This window comes from Klebsiella sp. Q11 (genome assembly GCF_964241505.1).
Taxonomy (GTDB): Bacteria; Pseudomonadota; Gammaproteobacteria; order Enterobacterales; family Enterobacteriaceae; genus Klebsiella; species Klebsiella michiganensis.
The window spans coordinates 223060-240330 of sequence record NZ_CAXSXW010000004.1 but is presented as its reverse complement, the minus strand read 5'-3'; the positions used below and the strand labels follow the sequence as shown (position 1 = coordinate 240330).

The following is a 17271-nucleotide window of genomic DNA, read 5'->3' as shown; positions in this document are numbered from 1 at the left end:
CCAACCGCTGGCGGGGATGCCGTGATGAACCCTGCATAAGGAAAAGTGACAGCGTCACAATAAAGTAACATATTGATTCTGTTTAGTTGCCAGATAAGCATTGCCGTCTATGCTGATGAACGAGTTTCTCTTAACCGGAGCGCGCTATGGCAGACTGGAATCCTTCACTTTATTTGCAATTCGGCGCTGAGCGTACGCGGCCCGCCGCCGAGCTTCTCGCCCGCATCGCCCACCATCCCGCCACGCTGGCCGTTGATCTGGGCTGCGGACCTGGCAACAGTACCGCTCTGCTGCGCGATGCCTGGCCAGATGCCACGATTATCGGCGTTGATAATTCTCCGGCCATGCTGGAAGAGGCCTTCCGGCGGCTACCGGACTGCCGGTTCGTCGAGGCGGATATCGCTACATTCCGCCCCGAGCGGCCGGCGGACGTGATTTATTCTAATGCTTCGCTGCAGTGGCTCACGGATCATCAGCGCCTTTTCCCATATCTGGTCAGCAATCTTGCGAAAAACGGCGTACTGGCGGTGCAAATGCCGGTGAACTGGCAAGAGCCCTCGCACGTGCTGATGCGTCAGGTAGCTGAAGAGCTGGGGCATCCGGCCAGTGGGCGGCAGCCGCTGCCGGATGTGTCGGAGTATTACGATATGCTGACCACCAGCGGCTGCGAGGTGGATATCTGGCGCACCACCTACCATCACCCGCTGGCATCGCACCAGGCCATTATTGAATGGCTACAGTCAACGGGCCTGCGACCGTTTTTACAACCGCTTGATGAACAGCAGCGCCAGGCGTTTCTGGAACGCTATCTGGAGCGGCTGAAACAGCACTATCCGTTACAGTGTAACGGAAAGGTACTGCTGCGATTTCCGCGCCTGTTTATCGTCGCGCGCCGCTAGCGCCATCGGAGTGTAAAAAGAGGGAGAGAACGCTACGGCGCAGGAAGCAGGCGCCGTAGGCCAGGTTTACCAGGACAGATGATGGACCAGAGAGAGATCCCATGCGGTGGCCAGCAGCGAAAGAAACATGATGAGGTTCACAACTGTCTCTATGCGTTTTTCCATTTTGTTACTCCTGAGTCGTTTCCCCTGTTTTACAGGGGAAATCTTAATAACTTCTTAATCTCAGATTTTCAGAGCGTCACGCGGTAACGAACATAGTCATCGGCGGGCGTAAATTCATCATACAGACGCCGGGCCGGATTATCAGTACGAGTGTGCCAGTACAGCCGCGACCACCCTTTCTCTTTCCCTTCCGCTTGCAGCGTCTGCATCAACGCCCTGGCGATGCCTTTTCCGCGCATCGGCGGGGCAACAAACAGATCTTCCAGATAGCAAACAGGCGTCTTTACCCAGGTGCCTTCGTGAAGGACACAAATCGCAAATCCAGCGATGTTGCCATCCGCCAGGGCAACCCGGCCCAGCATGGGAGAAGCGGAATCAAGCATCCGCTGCCAGGTATATTCCGTGACGTCGGACGGCTGCGGGCTACCGTAGAAACGGGTATAGCCTTCCCAAAGCTGTAGCCACTGCGCTTTGTCCTGCTGGCACACTTCACGAATTTCAATGACCATGGGTCTCATCCCTCGTTTGGATAAGCCATTATTTTCCAGTCAGATAATTAGTGCAACCGCCGGGGGCACAATTCATCTTTTTCTCTTAATTGCCCCTGTTTCCGCTGCCGGACGAAATGGGCACAATCTTTCAGACCTGCGTTTATAAAAAAACACAGCAGTATGTTGTAACTAATTCGAATACCAAACTAACCCGGCAGCTGCCGGGTTGAGAGTGATGCTCCATCGCTTCAGGAATGTGCCCGGATGAGTGCCGGGCGGCGGCTGACGCCTTACCCGGCCGACACAATCGACGCTATTCTGGTCGTCCGTCAGCGGGCTTCAGAGTATCAGCATAATGGCTTAACGGCGGCGCGCACGCCGTCGCGCAGAATAGCATCCAGATCCTGCGTGACCCGATCAACCAGACCCGGCACTTTCGTCAGGTCCTGCTCCCAGTGGGATTCAACGGACAGTACGGCTTTTACCAACTCGCCGGTGGTGATTTGCGCATCCCGATGCTGGGCCCATAGCGCCTTATAGCTCTCCATCCATTCGGCATCATCCTGAACCGGATAGTTCTCACCGTTACGCTCGCCGCGATAAAAGGCGATCAGCGCCGCCAGCGCAAAGGTCAGGCGCGTCGGGAGAGCCCCCTCTTTCTTCTGGCCCGCCAGCAGCTGCGGCAGAATGCGGGTACGATATTTAGTCATGCCGTTCAGCGCGATAGACAGCAGCTGATGCTTGATGTACGGGTTACGGAAACGACCGGTTACCGCGCTGGCGAAGGACGCCAGCTCATCGCGCGGCAGATCGAGAACCGGAATAATCTCCTGATAAATCGCCTTCTCGACGAATGAGCAGATTTCCGCATCGTTCATCGCTTCGCCCACGGTATCCAGGCCTGCCTGGAAGGCGACCGGCACCAGCGCGGTGTGCGCGCCGTTAAGAATGGCCACTTTACGCTCTTTGTACGGTTTAATATCGTCAACAATCAGCACATTAAGCGGTAGCTTATCGAGGCGCAGCTCGGCGGCCAGGGATTTCGGCCCCTGAATGACAAACAGGTAGAAATGTTCGGCGGTATCGAGGAAACCATCTTTATACCCCAGCTGCTCTTCAATCTGCGCGGCTTCATCGCGCGGATAGCCGGTCACAATACGGTCTACCAGGGTGGAGCAAAAAGCGTTGGCTTCATCCAGCCATGCCACAAACGCTTCCGGCAGCGCCCACTCCTGCGCATAGCGCAGCACCAGTTCCCGCAGCGCTTCACCGTTATAATCAATCAGCTCGCAGGGAACGATGACCCAGCCTTTATCCGCCGCGCCGGAGAAATGGCTGTAGCGTTCAAACAGCAGGCGGGTCAGTTTTGCCGGATAGCTCACCGCAGGCGCATCGTCGAAGCGGTCGCCCGCGTGGTAGCTAATACCCGCTTCGGTGGTATTGGAAAACACAAACCGCATATCCGGGTTGTGCGCCAGCTGCAGCAGTTCATCGTAATCCGCATAGGCGCTGATTTCGCGGTTTACCGAGCGAATCAGACGCGCATCGCTGACCGCTTCCCCTTTCTCGTTCAGGCCGCGAATAATCGTGGTGTAGAGGCCATCCTGGGTGCTGAGCGACGGCGGGAATGAGCTCTCAATCGGACGCACGATCACCACCCCGGCATTCAGGTCGGTATGCTCGTTCAGCAGATCGATCTGCCAGTCGATAAACGCGCGCAGGAAGTTACCTTCGCCAAACTGAATGATACGTTCAGGGTACTGCGCGCCCGGGAAATCGCGACGGTTTAGTGTTTTCACAAGGGTTCCCTCATAGAGTAGTCATACAACCTGAGTAATTGGTCCAATAAGTTATCAGGTTTTTACGCAAGTGAAACCCTGTTTTGATCAAAGCTGTATGCAATATAAAATTTATGACAGAAATTTATAGAACAGCGATGTTGCCGTCAGCTCGCCGTCGGGCATCAGCGCATAGCGTGGAATTTCCCCGGCTTTTTCCCAACCACACTGTACATAAAAGTTTTCTGCTCCGCTGCCGGTCGCCGTATCCAGCACCAGAACGCTCTTACCCAGCTCGCGCGCGATGGCTTCCAGTCGGGACATCAGCGCATTCGCCAGCCCCTGACGCCGCGCATTTTGGTGAACCAGAAGTTTGGCGACATCGGCGCGGTGCGGCTGGTTTTCCGGCTGGTCGGTAATCAGCTGTACCGTACCAACAAGCCGCTGCTGCGCATCCGCTGCGGCGAGAACAATGCGCTCACCGGCGGCGACGCTCTGCGCCATTCGCAGCCAGAACGCCGTCGCGGTTTCCGGGGAAAAAGGCAGCATAAAGCTCACCGAGGCCCCGCCGTTGACGCAGCTGACGAGGATGTCGGTTAATTCAGGAAGGTGTTCAAGAATATCGTCACGCGACAGCGTGCGCAGAGAAAAGGATGTGGTCATAGGTAACTCCTTGAAATTGACCACATCACTATGTTTTTAACTTATATTTAACACAAGCGGAATTACCATCGTATTTTCTTATGTACGATTCAGACCATTTCTTGCGTAAAAATACGATTGCGTCCGGCTTTTTTTGCCCGAATCATAGAATCATCGGCGACCATGAGCAGCTGGTTGAACAGATCCGTTATTCTGGCTGAACCCGGCGCCCGGCTCTCCAGCCCCATGCTGATGGTCAGCTGGATCCTGTTTTGCCCCCAGGTGAAGGTTTGCGACTCGATGCCCTGGCGAATTTTTTCCGCCAGCAGCACTCCGTCTCGCGCGGATGAGGTCAGCGCCGCGACGGCAAACTCTTCCCCACCAATACGCGCCACCATGCCCTCTTCACCCACCAGCTGCCGCACCTGCTGCGCAAACTGGGCCAGCATACAATCGCCGCACTCGTGGCCCCAGCGATCGTTAACCTGCTTGAAGCCGTCGATGTCGAGCACCATCACGGTGAGCAGCTCGTTTTCCGCGATCGGCTGACGTTTCAACGCTTCGCTTAGCCCGGAGCGAGAATAGACCCGGGTCTGGAAGTCGAAATCAGCGCGCAGGGCCAGCTGTTTGACCAGGTTATTAATCGCCTCAACGCTGGAAGCGACGATGATGGGGCTGATCAGCATCGCAGCAATCCCCAGGCGCGTTGAAAACAGCTGCCACGGCTGCATCCGGGTATCGGGGGAGAGATGGATAAGCGAGTTCGCCACCAGCAGAATTTCGCTAATCCCGGTAATAAAGGTCAACAGGCAGGTTAACGGTAGCGGATAGCGAATCGCGCACCAAATCAGCGCCGGTAACGGGAAGGTTATGCTCCCGGCCCCGCCCACCGCCACGCCGAGCACAATCGACAGCACCAGCGCAATCGCCGGCAACAGCTGACGCAGGCGAAAACGCCCGAACGCCGAAGGGAGCGTGAGGGTTAAAATGAACGGCAGGATCAGCACAGCAGTCGAAAACTGTTCGCTAAACCAGTCCGCCAGTTGGGGAATAAACGTGGCGCGTTCCACATCTACCGAACCCAGCGCCCCGACGGCCGCGCAGAGCAGCGCCGCCAGCAGACAGTAGCAAAACAGGCTTAGCGCATTTATCGGTCCCGGCATCGAATCAGCCCGGCGCTTATCCCACAAAATGAGCTGCGCCAGGGTGACGATAAAAACGATATTGGAGAAGTTGATCAGAAAGGAGGCGAACCCCATTCCCCAACGAGATGTTAAACCGTCATATACCAGCATGGCGGCAAAACAAACGGCGTAAAAATAGCTGCGATTTAGCCAGATATAACGCGCAAAAATCCCCGCCATTACCGCGTTCAGCGGCCAGAAGAACGACAATTCTTGTACCAGACGCAGCATCGCGCCAAAGAAATGCAGTAGTAGCGTTAAAGTGAACAACACCAGCGCATCACGCACGGGCTGTTCCTCACGAAACAGCGTGAATGACCGAATCGACAGTGGAGACATTCATGATTATCCGTCTAATTGTTTCAGGCAATTATTATGTTAATAATTAGTAAGCGGTTCATCATATCATGAGAATAATTATCAGGCATATACCGCCGCCCGATGAATTACGGTCTGCTGCGGTCCGGCGAATTCATCTGGATCACCAGCCAGCGGTGAATCACCTGCACCACGTAGCGCTGCTCTTCGTCGCTGAGGCCGCGCCCCCGCGGGATCGCGTGCCACTTTTCCAGACAGCCGCGACAGCAGGTCGCGGTGGCATGCTGGGCGATAAACACCGGATGTCCGCGCATCGGGGTCTGCTTACCGTCGTTAGGAATTTGCGCAGGGGCCAGCCGACTGGCGATAAAGTCCGCCGCGTGCTGGTCGATAACCTCCGCGCCCTTATCATAACAATACTGCCGTTCTTTCACGCCGAGGCGAAAACGGGAGCGAAAGGTGGAGCGCTGCAGGCGGGCAAACAGGTTTTCTATGGGCACCATCAGAATACCGACCTCCCCAGTTTTTGAGTGAGTTTTTCCAGTAAAGCGATCCCGGCCAGCGAGTTCCCGGCGTCATCGAGCTCCGGGCTCCAGACCGCAATCGCCATCTCCTGCGGAACGATGGCCACAATCCCGCCGCCGACGCCGGATTTCGCCGGTAAACCAACGCGCCACGCAAACTCACCGGCGTTCTGATACATGCCGCTGGTCATCATCAGCGCGTTGACCTGCCGCGACTGAATGGGGGCGATAACCGGCGTCTCAAGGTGCGGAGCGATACCTCGGTCGGCAAGAAACAGAAAGGTGCGCGCCAGCTCTACGCAGCTCATCTCCAGCGAACAGTAGTGGAAATAGTTTTGCAGCACCGTAGCGACATCGTTATGGAAATTACCGAAGGATTTCATCAGCCAGGCTATCGCGGCATTGCGCGCCGAGTGGTCGAACTCCGAACGGGCAACCACCGGGTCATAGGCGATATCGCCCACACCGCTCAGACGACGCACGATTTCCAGCATCCGCTGGCGAGGCGCGCTGAGACGACTTTGCAGCATATCGCAGACCACCAGCGCCCCGGCATTAATAAACGGGTTGCGCGGTTTGCCTTGTTCAATTTCCAGCTGCAACAGCGAGTTGAAAGGCTGGCCGGAGGGATCTTTACCCACCCGCTGCCAGATCTCCTCTTCCTGATAGTGGTTCATCGCGACCACCAGGCTCAGGACTTTCGAGATAGATTGGATAGAGAAGCGCTCGTGCGCGTCGCCGGCGCTGTAGTGCTGACCGTCGACCGTACAGATAGCCACGCCGAGCTTATCGCCGCTGACGCTGGCCAGCGCCGGAATATAGTCCGCCACTTTACCGCGACCAATTAGCGGCCTGACTTCAGCCAAAATGGCATCGAGCATTGCGTTATTCATTACCGTCGCCACGCGCGGCTCCTTGCCAACAACAAAATTCGGGCGGTAATTATAGGCGCACGGGACGCGAAGAAACAGCCTCTTTCTCGCCCTCGCGTCGCCAGGGGGATGGTTCGCGCGTCAGCGGGGCACCTGCCCGGGCTACCAAACCCGCAAATCGCACGAATCGGTAGCCCGGGAAAGGCGTTAACCGCAACCCGGGGATTTTTCCACAGGCTAGCGGCGATCTCTCCAGACGGTCTGCACGTTGCAGAATTCATGCAGACCAAAATGGGAGAGCTCGCGGCCAAATCCGCTTTTCTTCACGCCGCCGAACGCCACGCGGGCATCGCTGGCGCAGTAGCCGTTGATAAACACTCCGCCGCACTCCAGCTCATCGGCAAAACGCTGGGCCTGCGCTTCACTGGTGGTGTAAACCGTTGCTGAAAGGCCAAATTCGCTGTCGTTAGCCAGCGCCAGCGCATGATCGGCATCGCGGGCTTCGGTAATCGTCGCTACCGGGCCAAACAGCTCCTCGCGGAAACCGGTCATCTCCGCGGTAACGTTTCCCAGCACCGTCGGCGCGTAGTAGTTGCCGGCGCCTTCGATTTTTTCCGCCCCCAGCAGCAGGGTCGCCCCCTCTTTTAGGGTCGCGCGCACCTGCTCGTGCAGCTCATCGCGCAGATCGAACCGCGCCATCGGCCCAATATAGTTCTGCTCATCGCGCGGGTCGCCCATTTTCAGCGCGGCAGCGGCGGCAACAAATTTCTGCGTAAAGGCCTCGGCGATGCCCGCTTCGACGATAAAACGCTTCGCCGCGGCGCAGACCTGCCCGGTATTCTGATAGCGACCTATCACCGCCGCTTTCACCGCCTCGTCAAGGTCGGCATCGTTAAGCACGATAAAGGGATCGGAGCCGCCCAGCTCCAGCACGCATTTTTTCAACGCCGCGCCGGCCTGTGCGCCAATGGCCTTCCCGGCGCGCACGCTGCCGGTGACGGTCACCGCGGCGATGCGCGGATCGTTAATCATTTGCGAAACGCCATCGTTGGTGGCGTTCACCCAGCCAAAGACGCCGTCCGGCACGCCCGCAGCGGCAAAAATTTCGCCGATCATCGCCGCGCTGCCCAGCACGTTTGGCGCATGCTTAAGCAGATAGCTGTTGCCCGCCAGCAGAATGGGCACCGCGCCGCGCAGCACCTGCCACACCGGGAAGTTCCACGGCATGACAGCGAGGATAGCCCCCATCGGGCGGTACTCAATCACCGCTTTATTGTCTTCAACCAGCGTCGCCTCGGTATTGAGCATCGCCGGGCCGTGTTCAGCATACCAGTCACAAAGATTGGCGGATTTAGCCACTTCGCCGCGCGCCTGGGCAATCGGTTTACCCATTTCGCGACTAATCATTTGCGCCAGCGCTTCGCCACGGGCGCGCATCGCGCTACCGACGTTACGCAGCGTCGCCGCGCGCTCCGCCACGCTGACGTTGCGCCACTGACGATACCCCTGTTCCGCAAGGGCAATGGCCGCATCGACCTGCTGTTCGCTGGCCCAGGGCACAGACGACAGCGTTTCACCGGTGGTCGGACTCACGGAAATCGCATGAGTAGCAGATAAATTCATCGTTTTTCTCTCTGTGTTGATTGCGAAGTGACCTTATTCTGGCTTACCCTTCCTTTCATTAAAAATGAATAATATTAAGCAACCCATTCACAAAAGAAGAACACTATGGATCTGACCCAGCTTGAGATGTTCAACGCCGTCGCCAGCACCGGCAGCATTACCCAGGCCGCGCAGAAGGTGCATCGCGTGCCGTCAAACCTGACCACACGCATCCGCCAGCTGGAGGCGGATCTCGGCGTCGAACTGTTTATTCGCGAAAATCAGCGGCTGCGGTTATCCCCCGCCGGGCACAGCTTTTTACGCTATAGCCAGCAGATCCTCGCCCTTGTTGATGAAGCGAGGATGGTGGTCGCCGGAGATGAACCTCAGGGGCTGTTTTCGCTCGGCTCGCTGGAGAGTACCGCCGCCGTGCGCATTTCCCCTACCCTGGCGCATTTTAATCAGCGCTATCCCAAGATTCACCTGGCCCTCTCCACCGGTCCTTCCGGCACCATGATCGACGGCGTACTTGAGGGAAATCTGAGCGCAGCGTTCGTTGACGGTCCGCTGGTGCACCCGGGGCTGGAGAGGTTACCGGTATTCCCGGAAGAGATGATGATCGTCGCGCCCTTTGGCCACCCGCCCATCGCCCGCGCCAGCGAAGTGAACGGCGCCAGCGTCTACGCATTTCGCGCCAACTGCTCCTATCGCCGTCATTTTGAGAGCTGGTTCCACGCCGATCGCGCCACCCCGGGGCGGATCCATGAGATGGAGTCCTACCACGGGATGCTGGCCTGCGTCATTGCAGGCGCCGGACTGGCGCTGATGCCGCGCAGTATGCTGGAGAGTATGCCGGGCCATCAGCAGGTATCCGCCTGGCCGCTGGCCGAAGAGTGGCGCTGGCTGACGACCTGGCTGGTCTGGCGGCGCGGGGCGAAAACTCGCCAGCTCGAGGCGTTTATAGCGCTGCTGAACGAAGATCGACAAGCAGCAGCTTCTCCATAAAAATGCTTAACGGATCCGGCTGATACGGCGCAAAGGCGCTGCGGGTCTGGTAGCCATTGCGCGTGTATAACGCGACGGCGGCGTGCTGATGGATGCCCGTTTCCAGGCGTACGGTATGGCATTCGCGATTTATCGCCTCTTTCTCCAGCGCCGCCAGCAGTTTTTCCCCCAGCTGCTGGCCGCGATGGGCCGGGTGAATAAACACCCTTTTCATCTCGCCAATCCCCTCTTCGCCGAGCACGATGGCCCCACAGCCGACGGCCCGGTGCTGCCCATCGCGGATAATGAGCGCGATGACCGACGCCGCCGGTAGCGCGCTCAGGTCGATAAGATGATTGCTTTCCGCCGGGTAGAGCGTCTGCTGGTATGCGTCCAGCTCGGCAATTAAGGCGGTCAGGTCCGGGTGATTTAGCGGGGTCGCGGCGATAGTGTACATAAAGAAGCTCCTTTTTTGAGCGTACTGTAGCGCGGGGCGTCCGCGGAGCCGCCATAGCATTAACTTATAGCTTCTGACCCGACTTGCGCTCCCCCCTTGAGAGGCAGTAATTTTGCGACATAACGTCTTTTATCAGGAAAATACGATGAATACCAAAGCGCGCAAGGTGATGATTATCGGGGCCGGAAACGTCGGCGCCTCAGCGGCCTACGCCCTGTTAAACCAGAATATTTGCGAGGAGCTGATCCTTGTCGATCTCAATAAACCACGCGCCGAAGCGCACGCTCAGGACCTGAGCGACGCGGCCGCCTACATGCCGGGCATGATGACCATTTCCACCCGGGAAGCCAGCGACTGCGCCGATGTCGATATCGCGGTTATCACCGTTTCCGGCGGCGCGCTCAAGCCGGGTCAAACCCGGCTGGACGAACTGACCAACACGGCAAAAATCGTCAAAAGCATCGTCCCGCAGATGATGCGCGGCGGCTTCAACGGCATCTTTTTGGTTGCCACCAACCCCTGCGACATCATCACCTGGCAGGTGTGGCAGCTTTCGGGCCTGCCGCGCGGCCAGGTGCTGGGTACCGGCGTCTGGCTGGACACGACGCGCTTACGCCGGGTACTGGCCCAGGCGCTGGATATCGGCGCGCAAAGCATCGACGCCTTTATTCTTGGCGAGCATGGCGATACCCAGTTTCCGGTGTGGTCACACTCGGCGGTTTACGGCTCCGCCATCGCCGATGTTTACCAAAAACATACCGGCCTGGCTCTCGACCGGGAGCTGATTGCCGAAAAGGTGCGCAAGCTGGGGTTTGAGATTTACGCCGGCAAAGGCTGCACGGAGTACGGCGTCGCCGGAACCATCGCCGAAATCTGCCGCAATATTTTCACCGGCAGCCATCGCGCGCTGGCGGTGTCGTGCATTCTTGACGGGGAATATGGCGTAACCGGCGCGGCGGCTGGCGTTCCCGCGGTGCTGACGCAAAGCGGCGTGCAGCAGATTATTGAGCTGCAGCTGGCCGATGATGAAGCGGAGAAATTCCGCCACTCTATCGAAGTGATTAAAGCCAATATCGCCCGTCTACCGTGATGGTCTATTTTCCCTGCGGGTTTCGCAGAAATAGCGCGCAGGATAAGTTTGCCGTGTAACCCACTCGGATTCGGGATCGGCGGGTCTGTTGCCGATCCCGTCTTATGATGACGGGTGAGCTAGCGTAGCGTTATTACGCCATTTAAATAGGTCACCGCCTGGCCGCTCATCAATACGCGTTTTCCTTTCAGCTCGCAGCGCATATCGCCGCCGCGCGCGGAAACCTGTCGCGCCAGCAGCTGAGTTTTACCCCGCTTTGCGCTCCAGTAGGGGATCAGCATAGTATGCGCCGAACCGGTTACCGGATCTTCCCACACCGCTTCACCGGGTGAGAAAAAGCGGCTAACGAAGTCATATTCCCCGCTGCCCGCGGCGGTCACGGTCACTTTATGTTCGCCGGGCGTCATCGCAGCAATATTCGGCCGCAGGGCTTCGACCTGCTCACGGGAGGCCAGTTCGATAAGCCATGCGCGCCCCTTGCGGGCATGCAGGTAGCGCTCAATCCCCAGCGCGGAGAGCATCTCCGCGGGCGGCTCGCGCTCTTCCGTTTCTCCCGCCGGGAAATCCAGGGTCAGCCAGTCGCCCTCGCGGCTCACGGTCAGCCGACCGGAAGCGGTCGCGAAGTGAATCAGCGCATCAGGATAATCCAGGTGATGAAATATCACGTGCGCGCTGGCAAGCGTGGCGTGGCCACAGAGATTGACCTCATTGCGGGTGGTAAACCAGCGCAGCGCAAAACCATCGCTCTCAGGTACCACAAACGCGGTTTCCGACTGGTTGTGCTGCTGCGCCATTTTGAGCAGCAGCTCATCCGGCAGCCACTTTTTAAGCAGGCATACCGCAGCCGGGTTGCCGGCGAAAGGCTGGTCGCTGAACGCCGCCACCAGATAAAAAGGAATTTCCGTCACCGTCCCTCCTTAACGAAGCGTAATCGTGCCGATTAAGTAGGTGGTCGCCTGACCGCCGATCAGAACCCGGTCGCCCCGCCACTGGCAGCGCAGGTCGCCGCCGCGGGCCGACACCTGCCGCGCCTGCATATCCGTTTTGCCGAGCTTCTCGCCCCAGTAGGGAATCAGCATACTGTGCGCCGAGCCGGTGACCGGGTCTTCCGCCACCGCCTCGCCCGGACAGAAGAAACGGCTGACAAAGTCATACTCTTCGTCCGCGGCGCTGATACAGATCATTTTGCCGAGGCGCTCAAGCAGCTGCATATCCGGACGCACCGCCTCCACCTGCTGGCGGTCGGCTAAAACCACCAGGTAATCACGCGCCACGCGGACTTCCACCGCGTCGCTCAGCCCCAGCCCGCCCAGCAGCTCCGCAGGCGGCTGCTCAACGGCGGTCGTCGCCCAGGCTGGGAAATCCAGCGTCAGCCAGTCGCCGCTGCGCGTGACGCGAAGCTCACCGACAAAGCGGGTACTAAATACGATTGTCGATGAGGGGTGGTCAAAATATTCAAAAATGACGTGCGAGGCCGCCAGGGTCGCGTGGCCGCAGAGGTTGATTTCGTACAGCGTGGTAAACCAACGCAGCTCATACCCCTCATCCGTACGCACAAAAAACGCGGTCTCCGACTGATTGTGCTGCTGCGCCATTTTCAACAGCGTTTCGTCCGGCAGCCATTCGGTCAGCGGGCAGACGGCCGCCGCGTTGCCGCCAAAGCTCCGATCGCTGAAGGCATCAACCAGATAAAAGCTAATTTCCTGCATTATTCTGTCCCTCTGTTTTTTTACTTATCGATAACATGACATAAACGTGAGAAATCCACACGTTTAATAGAAAAATTAATCCGTTAGTGCCGAAAATCTGGCTGAAGAGAAAATGAGATGTAGATCACAAAATGGTTGTATTTTCAGCAGCAATCGTTTTAAGATCGTCCCACTTCTTTCCTCTTTGTAACCAGCCCTGAACTTATGATGACAAATACGGTTTCACGCAAGGTCGCGTGGCTGCGCGTAGTCACGCTTGCGATTGCGGCATTTATCTTTAATACCACCGAATTTGCGCCCGTGGGCCTGCTGTCGGATATCGCCGACAGCTTTGGCATGGAAACGGCGCAGGTTGGGATTATGCTGACGATCTACGCCTGGGTTGTCGCCCTGATGTCGCTGCCCTTTATGCTGCTGACCAGCAAGATGGAGCGCCGTCGCCTGCTGGTTGGCCTGTTTATCCTGTTTATCGCCAGCCACGTGCTGTCGTTCCTGGCCTGGAACTTCAACGTGCTGGTGATCAGCCGTATCGGTATCGCCTTTGCCCACGCGGTGTTCTGGTCGATCACCTCGGCGCTGGCTATACGAATGGCACCTGCAGGTAAACGCGCGCAGGCGCTGAGCCTGATTGCCACCGGTACCGCGCTGGCAATGGTCTTCGGTATCCCGATTGGCCGTATCGTCGGGCAATACTTTGGCTGGCGCACCACGTTCCTGGTCATCGGCCTCGGTGCGCTGGTTACCATGGTGTGCCTGATCAAGCTGCTGCCTAAGCTGCCGAGCGAGCACTCAGGGTCGCTGAAAAGCCTGCCGGTGCTGTTCCGTCGCCCTGCGCTGCTGAGCATCTATTTACTGACGGTGATTGTGGTGACCGCGCACTATACCGCCTACAGCTACATTGAACCGTTCGTTCAGACGGTCGCCGGCCTGAGCGGCAACTTCGCTACCGTGCTGCTGCTGACCCTGGGCGGCGCGGGCATCGTCGGCAGCATCCTCTTTGGTAAGCTCGGCAACCTGCATGCGTCCGGGTTAATTAACGCGGCGATTGGCCTGCTGCTGGCGTGCCTGCTGCTGCTGCTGCCCGCCTCGCACAACGCCAACCACCTGATGCTGCTGAGCGTCTTCTGGGGCGTGGCGATCATGATTATCGGTCTCGGTATGCAGGTCAAAGTGCTGGCGCTGGCGCCGGACGCGACCGACGTGGCGATGTCGTTATTTTCGGGGATCTTTAATATCGGCATCGGCGCGGGCGCGCTGGTGGGCAGCCAGGTCAGTACCCATCTGTCAATGGCGTCCATTGGCTATGTCGGGGCGATCCCTGCGGTCGTCGCGTTAGTGTGGGCGGTGATGATTTTCCGCCGCTGGCCGGTGTCGCTGGAAGATCAGCAGCCGCATCACTCCTGATCGTGCTGCTAAAAAAACCTGCCGGTCGTGAGATCGGCAGGTTTTTTTACGTCTGGTATCAGGACGGCGATGACCGTCAGGCGTGATAAGTGGAAATAATCTCCAGCACGCCGTTAATAATAAACTGCACGCCCATACAGACCAGCAGGAAGCCCATCAGGCGGGAAATTGCCTCAATGCCGCCCTTCCCGACCAGACGCATGATTGCCCCGGAGCTGCGGAGACAGCCCCACAGGATAATCCCGACCAGGGCAAAAATAATCGGCGGCGCGACCAGTACAACCCAGTCCGGGAAGCTCGCCCCGTGCTTTACCGCAGACGCTGAGCTGATAATCATCGCGATTGTCCCTGGCCCTGCGGTGCTTGGCATCGCCAGCGGAACGAAGGCGATATTCGCCGTCGGTTCATCCTCGAGCTCTTCCGATTTCAGCTTAGCTTCCATCGAGTCATGGGCTTTTTGCTGGGGAAAGAGCATGCGGAAGCCGATAAAGGCGACGATCAGGCCGCCGGCAATACGCAGACCGGGAATCGATATTCCGAAGGTGTTCATCACCACCTGGCCGGCATACCAGGCGACCATCAGGATGGCGAACACATAAACCGAGGCCATCAGCGACTGACGGTTACGCTCGGCGTTGTTCATATTCCCGGCCAGGCCAAGGAACAGCGCCACGGTAGTCAGCGGGTTCGCCAGCGGTAGAATCACTACCAGTCCCAGGCCTATCGCTTTAAAAAGATCCATCATAGTGAATTAAGGTCCTGTCAATATTGGATTATCAAAAAAATGACGCGTGCTGAGTATATCGTCTGTTGCCAGATTGTACCCGTTCTCCTCAGGACGCATTCACCCTTCCTTCAAATCATAAGATAACAACGTGAAATAGAGTGACCTGCCTCACAACAATTCGTTTTAGCAAATCGTGGCATCGGCTAATTCATCAGGTTGACTTATATTTGCCTAGGCAATAATATCTCCCGCAACTAAGTCATTGCCTGGGCAACCATTGTGAAAAGTACAAGCGACCTGTTTAACGAAATGATCCCTCTTGGCCGCTTGATCCAGATGGTTAACCAGAAAAAAGATCGCCTGCTCAACGACTATCTCTCGCCGATGGATATTACTTCCACCCAGTTCCGGGTGCTCTGTTCCATTCGTTGCGAAGTGTGTATTACCCCCGTTGAGCTGAAAACCGTGCTTTCGGTCGACCCAGGCGCAATGACGCGCATGCTCGACCGCCTGGTCTGTAAAGGCTGGATTGAACGGTTACCCAACCCGACTGACAAGCGTGGCGTGCTGGTACAGTTAACGCCAGACGGCGCAGCCCTTTGTGAGCAATGTCATCAGGTTGTGGGTCAGAAATTGCACCAGGAACTAACAAAAAATCTGTCGACGGATGAAGTGGCCACTCTTGAGTGTTTACTCAAAAAAGTTCTGTCGTAATAAGAAGAGGTAAGATGATGTCCAGACGCAATAACGACGCCATCACTATCCATAGTATTTTGTCGTGGATCGAGGATAACCTGGAATCGCCCCTGTCGCTGGAGAAGGTTTCAGAGCGCTCAGGTTACTCCAAGTGGCACCTGCAAAGAATGTTCAAGAAAGAGACCGGTCACTCGCTGGGACAGTATATCCGCAGCCGTAAGCTGACCGAGATCGCGCAGAAGCTGAAGCAGAGCAACGAGCCTATCTTATACCTGGCCGAACGCTATGGTTTTGAATCGCAGCAAACGCTGACGCGAACTTTTAAGAACTATTTCGATGTTCCGCCGCACCAGTATCGTATTACCAACGTGCCGGGCGAGTCGCGCTACCTGCTCCCATTAAATAACTGTTGTTAACCGCCTGCAAAAAGACGTATTGAGGAAATCATGAAACTATTCGCTTCCGCCGCCATCGTGCTATTGGCGCTGGTCTCGAGCCAAAGTTATGCGGAGCAAACCAGCACCCCGGTTCGCCACAACAACCGGGATGCGATGATTATTCCTTCCGAACATAATGATTCGCCTTTTGATTTCAATCACATGGCCTCTGGCAGTGATAAATCAGATGAACTGGGCGTGCCCTATTACAACCAGCAAAGCCTGTAAAATCCCTTTAGCCCCGTGACCGGGGCTTTTTTTTACCCCCGCGCCATGCCCGGACGCACGATCCGCAGGCCAAATACGTTGATATACAGCCCGGCCATAATCAGTACCGCACCCAGCAGCTGCAGGCTATTCAGCGTCTCGCCGAGTAATAGGGCCGCGCTGGCCATCCCGACCACCGGCACCAGCAGCGACAGCGGCGCCACGCGCCAGGTTTCATAGCGGCCGAGCAGCGCCCCCCAAATACCATAGCCGACGATAGTGGCAACAAACGCCAGATAGAGCAGCGACAGGATCGTCAGCAGGTCGATATGCAGCAGGCTTTCCGCCATGACCTGCGGGCCGTCGAGGAACCACGACGCCAGCATAAACGGCAGCACCGGGATCAGCGCGCTCCATACCACCAAAGACATAATCGGCGGCCGGCTCGCATGCGACATGATTTTCTTGTTGAAGATATTACCGCAGGCCCAGCTCAGCGCCGCGGCCAGCGTCAGCATAAAGCCCACCAGCGGGACATGCTGGCCGCCGAGGCTGGCTTCGACCAGCACCAGTACGCCGAAAATCGCCAGCGCGATCCCCGCCAGCTGTTTCCCCTGTAAACGTTCGCCGAAAATAAACGCCCCGAGAATGATGGTGAAAAAGGCCTGCGCCTGCAGCACCAGCGATGCCAGTCCGGCAGGCATGCCGAGGCTAATCGCGCAGAACAAAAACGCAAACTGACCGAAGCTAATCGTCAGGCCGTAGCCCAGCAGCAGGCTCAGCGGAATTTTTGGCCGCGCGACGAAGAGCAGCGCCGGGAAAGCCACCAGCAAAAAGCGCAGTCCGGCGAGCATCAGCGGCGGCATATGATGCAGCCCCACCTTGATCACCACGAAATTCAGCCCCCATACCACCACCACCAGCAATGCCAGCAGCCCGTCTTTACGCGTCATACCCGCCTCGGTTGTTATTGGAATTTTTGCGAACAAAATCAAACTACCGAATAATTCGTCCGCCGCATAGATCATTATTTTCGGTAGGGCGCTGGCGTGCTTTTCATCACCTCCGGGAACTATACAAGCCCC

Annotated in this window: 19 protein-coding genes; 7 read left to right on the top strand and 12 right to left on the bottom strand. The window is 57.3% G+C overall.

The annotated features are described in order from the left end of the window. Positions 1–146 precede the first annotated feature (146 nt). Positions 147–899: a trans-aconitate 2-methyltransferase gene (gene tam, locus ACESQ2_RS08300; protein ID WP_046878012.1), complete on the top strand. Its 753-nt coding sequence runs from the start codon at positions 147–149 to the stop codon at positions 897–899. Positions 900–1132: 233 nt separating this feature from the next. Here tam and ACESQ2_RS08295 read toward each other — a convergent pair whose 3' ends face one another. The 7 genes from ACESQ2_RS08295 to sad form a co-directional block, all read right to left on the bottom strand. Beyond that, the gene (locus tag ACESQ2_RS08295) at positions 1133–1573 is read right to left on the bottom strand and encodes a GNAT family N-acetyltransferase (protein ID WP_046878013.1); all 441 of its coding nucleotides are present in this window, start codon (positions 1571–1573) and stop codon (positions 1133–1135) included. A 329-nt stretch (positions 1574–1902) separates the two neighbouring features. Further along, a complete protein-coding gene (locus tag ACESQ2_RS08290) occupies positions 1903–3354 on the bottom strand; it encodes a tagaturonate reductase (RefSeq protein WP_046878014.1) in 1452 nt (483 codons plus the stop codon). 111 nt (positions 3355–3465) lie between these two features. Then, positions 3466–3996, bottom strand: a complete 531-nt coding sequence (locus ACESQ2_RS08285; RefSeq protein ID WP_046878015.1) for a GNAT family N-acetyltransferase — start codon at positions 3994–3996, stop codon at positions 3466–3468. Between the two features lie 89 nt (positions 3997–4085). After that, positions 4086–5498, bottom strand: coding sequence for a GGDEF domain-containing protein (locus ACESQ2_RS08280; RefSeq protein WP_004851155.1), 1413 nt, complete (start codon positions 5496–5498; stop codon positions 4086–4088). 107 nt (positions 5499–5605) lie between these two features. Continuing rightward, a complete protein-coding gene (locus ACESQ2_RS08275; protein WP_032749024.1) occupies positions 5606–5980 on the bottom strand; it encodes a DUF4186 domain-containing protein in 375 nt (124 codons plus the stop codon). After that, positions 5980–6906: a glutaminase B gene (gene glsB / locus ACESQ2_RS08270; protein ID WP_014229486.1), complete on the bottom strand. Its 927-nt coding sequence runs from the start codon at positions 6904–6906 to the stop codon at positions 5980–5982. The genes ACESQ2_RS08275 and glsB overlap by 1 nt, the downstream gene beginning before the upstream one ends. Before the next feature lie 204 nt (positions 6907–7110). Then, positions 7111–8496 carry a succinate-semialdehyde dehydrogenase gene (sad, locus tag ACESQ2_RS08265; RefSeq protein ID WP_032719170.1) on the bottom strand — a complete coding sequence of 462 codons (1386 nt, stop codon included), beginning with the start codon at positions 8494–8496 and terminating at the stop codon, positions 7111–7113. Positions 8497–8601: 105 nt separating this feature from the next. Here sad and ACESQ2_RS08260 point away from each other — a divergent pair, with 105 nt between their 5' ends. After that, complete coding sequence (locus ACESQ2_RS08260) at positions 8602–9480, top strand: LysR substrate-binding domain-containing protein (protein WP_373170291.1); 879 nt, start codon at positions 8602–8604, stop codon at positions 9478–9480. On the opposite strand, the gene ACESQ2_RS08255 is transcribed toward ACESQ2_RS08260, so the two are convergent. Further along, positions 9434–9916: a GNAT family N-acetyltransferase gene (locus ACESQ2_RS08255; RefSeq protein WP_014229488.1), complete on the bottom strand. Its 483-nt coding sequence runs from the start codon at positions 9914–9916 to the stop codon at positions 9434–9436. The two genes, ACESQ2_RS08260 and ACESQ2_RS08255, sit on opposite strands and share 47 nt — an antisense overlap. 145 nt (positions 9917–10061) lie before the next feature. Between ACESQ2_RS08255 and ACESQ2_RS08250 the strand changes: the two genes are divergently transcribed. Further along, positions 10062–11006, top strand: a complete 945-nt coding sequence (locus ACESQ2_RS08250) for an L-lactate dehydrogenase (protein WP_224259965.1) — start codon at positions 10062–10064, stop codon at positions 11004–11006. A gap of 119 nt (positions 11007–11125) precedes the next feature. Here the strand turns inward: ACESQ2_RS08250 and ACESQ2_RS08245 are convergent, their stop codons facing one another. Next, entirely contained in the window at positions 11126–11914 is a 789-nt protein-coding gene (locus tag ACESQ2_RS08245; protein WP_048263399.1) for a PhzF family phenazine biosynthesis protein, read from the bottom strand. A 9-nt stretch (positions 11915–11923) separates the two neighbouring features. Beyond that, positions 11924–12715, bottom strand: a complete 792-nt coding sequence (locus ACESQ2_RS08240) for a PhzF family phenazine biosynthesis protein (RefSeq protein WP_373170290.1) — start codon at positions 12713–12715, stop codon at positions 11924–11926. A 204-nt stretch (positions 12716–12919) separates the two neighbouring features. Between ACESQ2_RS08240 and ACESQ2_RS08235 the strand changes: the two genes are divergently transcribed. After that, positions 12920–14119, top strand: a complete 1200-nt coding sequence (locus ACESQ2_RS08235) for a sugar transporter (protein WP_025105754.1) — start codon at positions 12920–12922, stop codon at positions 14117–14119. Between the two features lie 76 nt (positions 14120–14195). On the opposite strand, the gene ACESQ2_RS08230 is transcribed toward ACESQ2_RS08235, so the two are convergent. Further along, positions 14196–14864 (bottom strand): MarC family NAAT transporter, encoded by a 669-nt coding sequence (locus tag ACESQ2_RS08230; protein ID WP_373170289.1) that lies wholly within the window; start codon positions 14862–14864, stop codon positions 14196–14198. A 261-nt stretch (positions 14865–15125) separates the two neighbouring features. Here ACESQ2_RS08230 and marR point away from each other — a divergent pair, with 261 nt between their 5' ends. The 3 genes from marR to marB are packed head-to-tail and all read left to right on the top strand — an operon-like array spanning position 15126 to position 16207. Next, positions 15126–15560, top strand: a complete 435-nt coding sequence (marR, locus tag ACESQ2_RS08225; protein WP_004102349.1) for a multiple antibiotic resistance transcriptional regulator MarR — start codon at positions 15126–15128, stop codon at positions 15558–15560. Positions 15561–15577: 17 nt separating this feature from the next. After that, complete coding sequence (marA, locus tag ACESQ2_RS08220; protein WP_004102351.1) at positions 15578–15958, top strand: MDR efflux pump AcrAB transcriptional activator MarA; 381 nt, start codon at positions 15578–15580, stop codon at positions 15956–15958. Positions 15959–15988: 30 nt separating this feature from the next. Next, entirely contained in the window at positions 15989–16207 is a 219-nt protein-coding gene (gene marB, locus ACESQ2_RS08215) for a multiple antibiotic resistance protein MarB (RefSeq protein ID WP_004851184.1), read from the top strand. A 32-nt stretch (positions 16208–16239) separates the two neighbouring features. On the opposite strand, the gene eamA is transcribed toward marB, so the two are convergent. Then, complete coding sequence (eamA, locus tag ACESQ2_RS08210) at positions 16240–17139, bottom strand: O-acetylserine/cysteine exporter (RefSeq protein WP_046878025.1); 900 nt, start codon at positions 17137–17139, stop codon at positions 16240–16242. Positions 17140–17271: the final 132 nt, after the last annotated feature.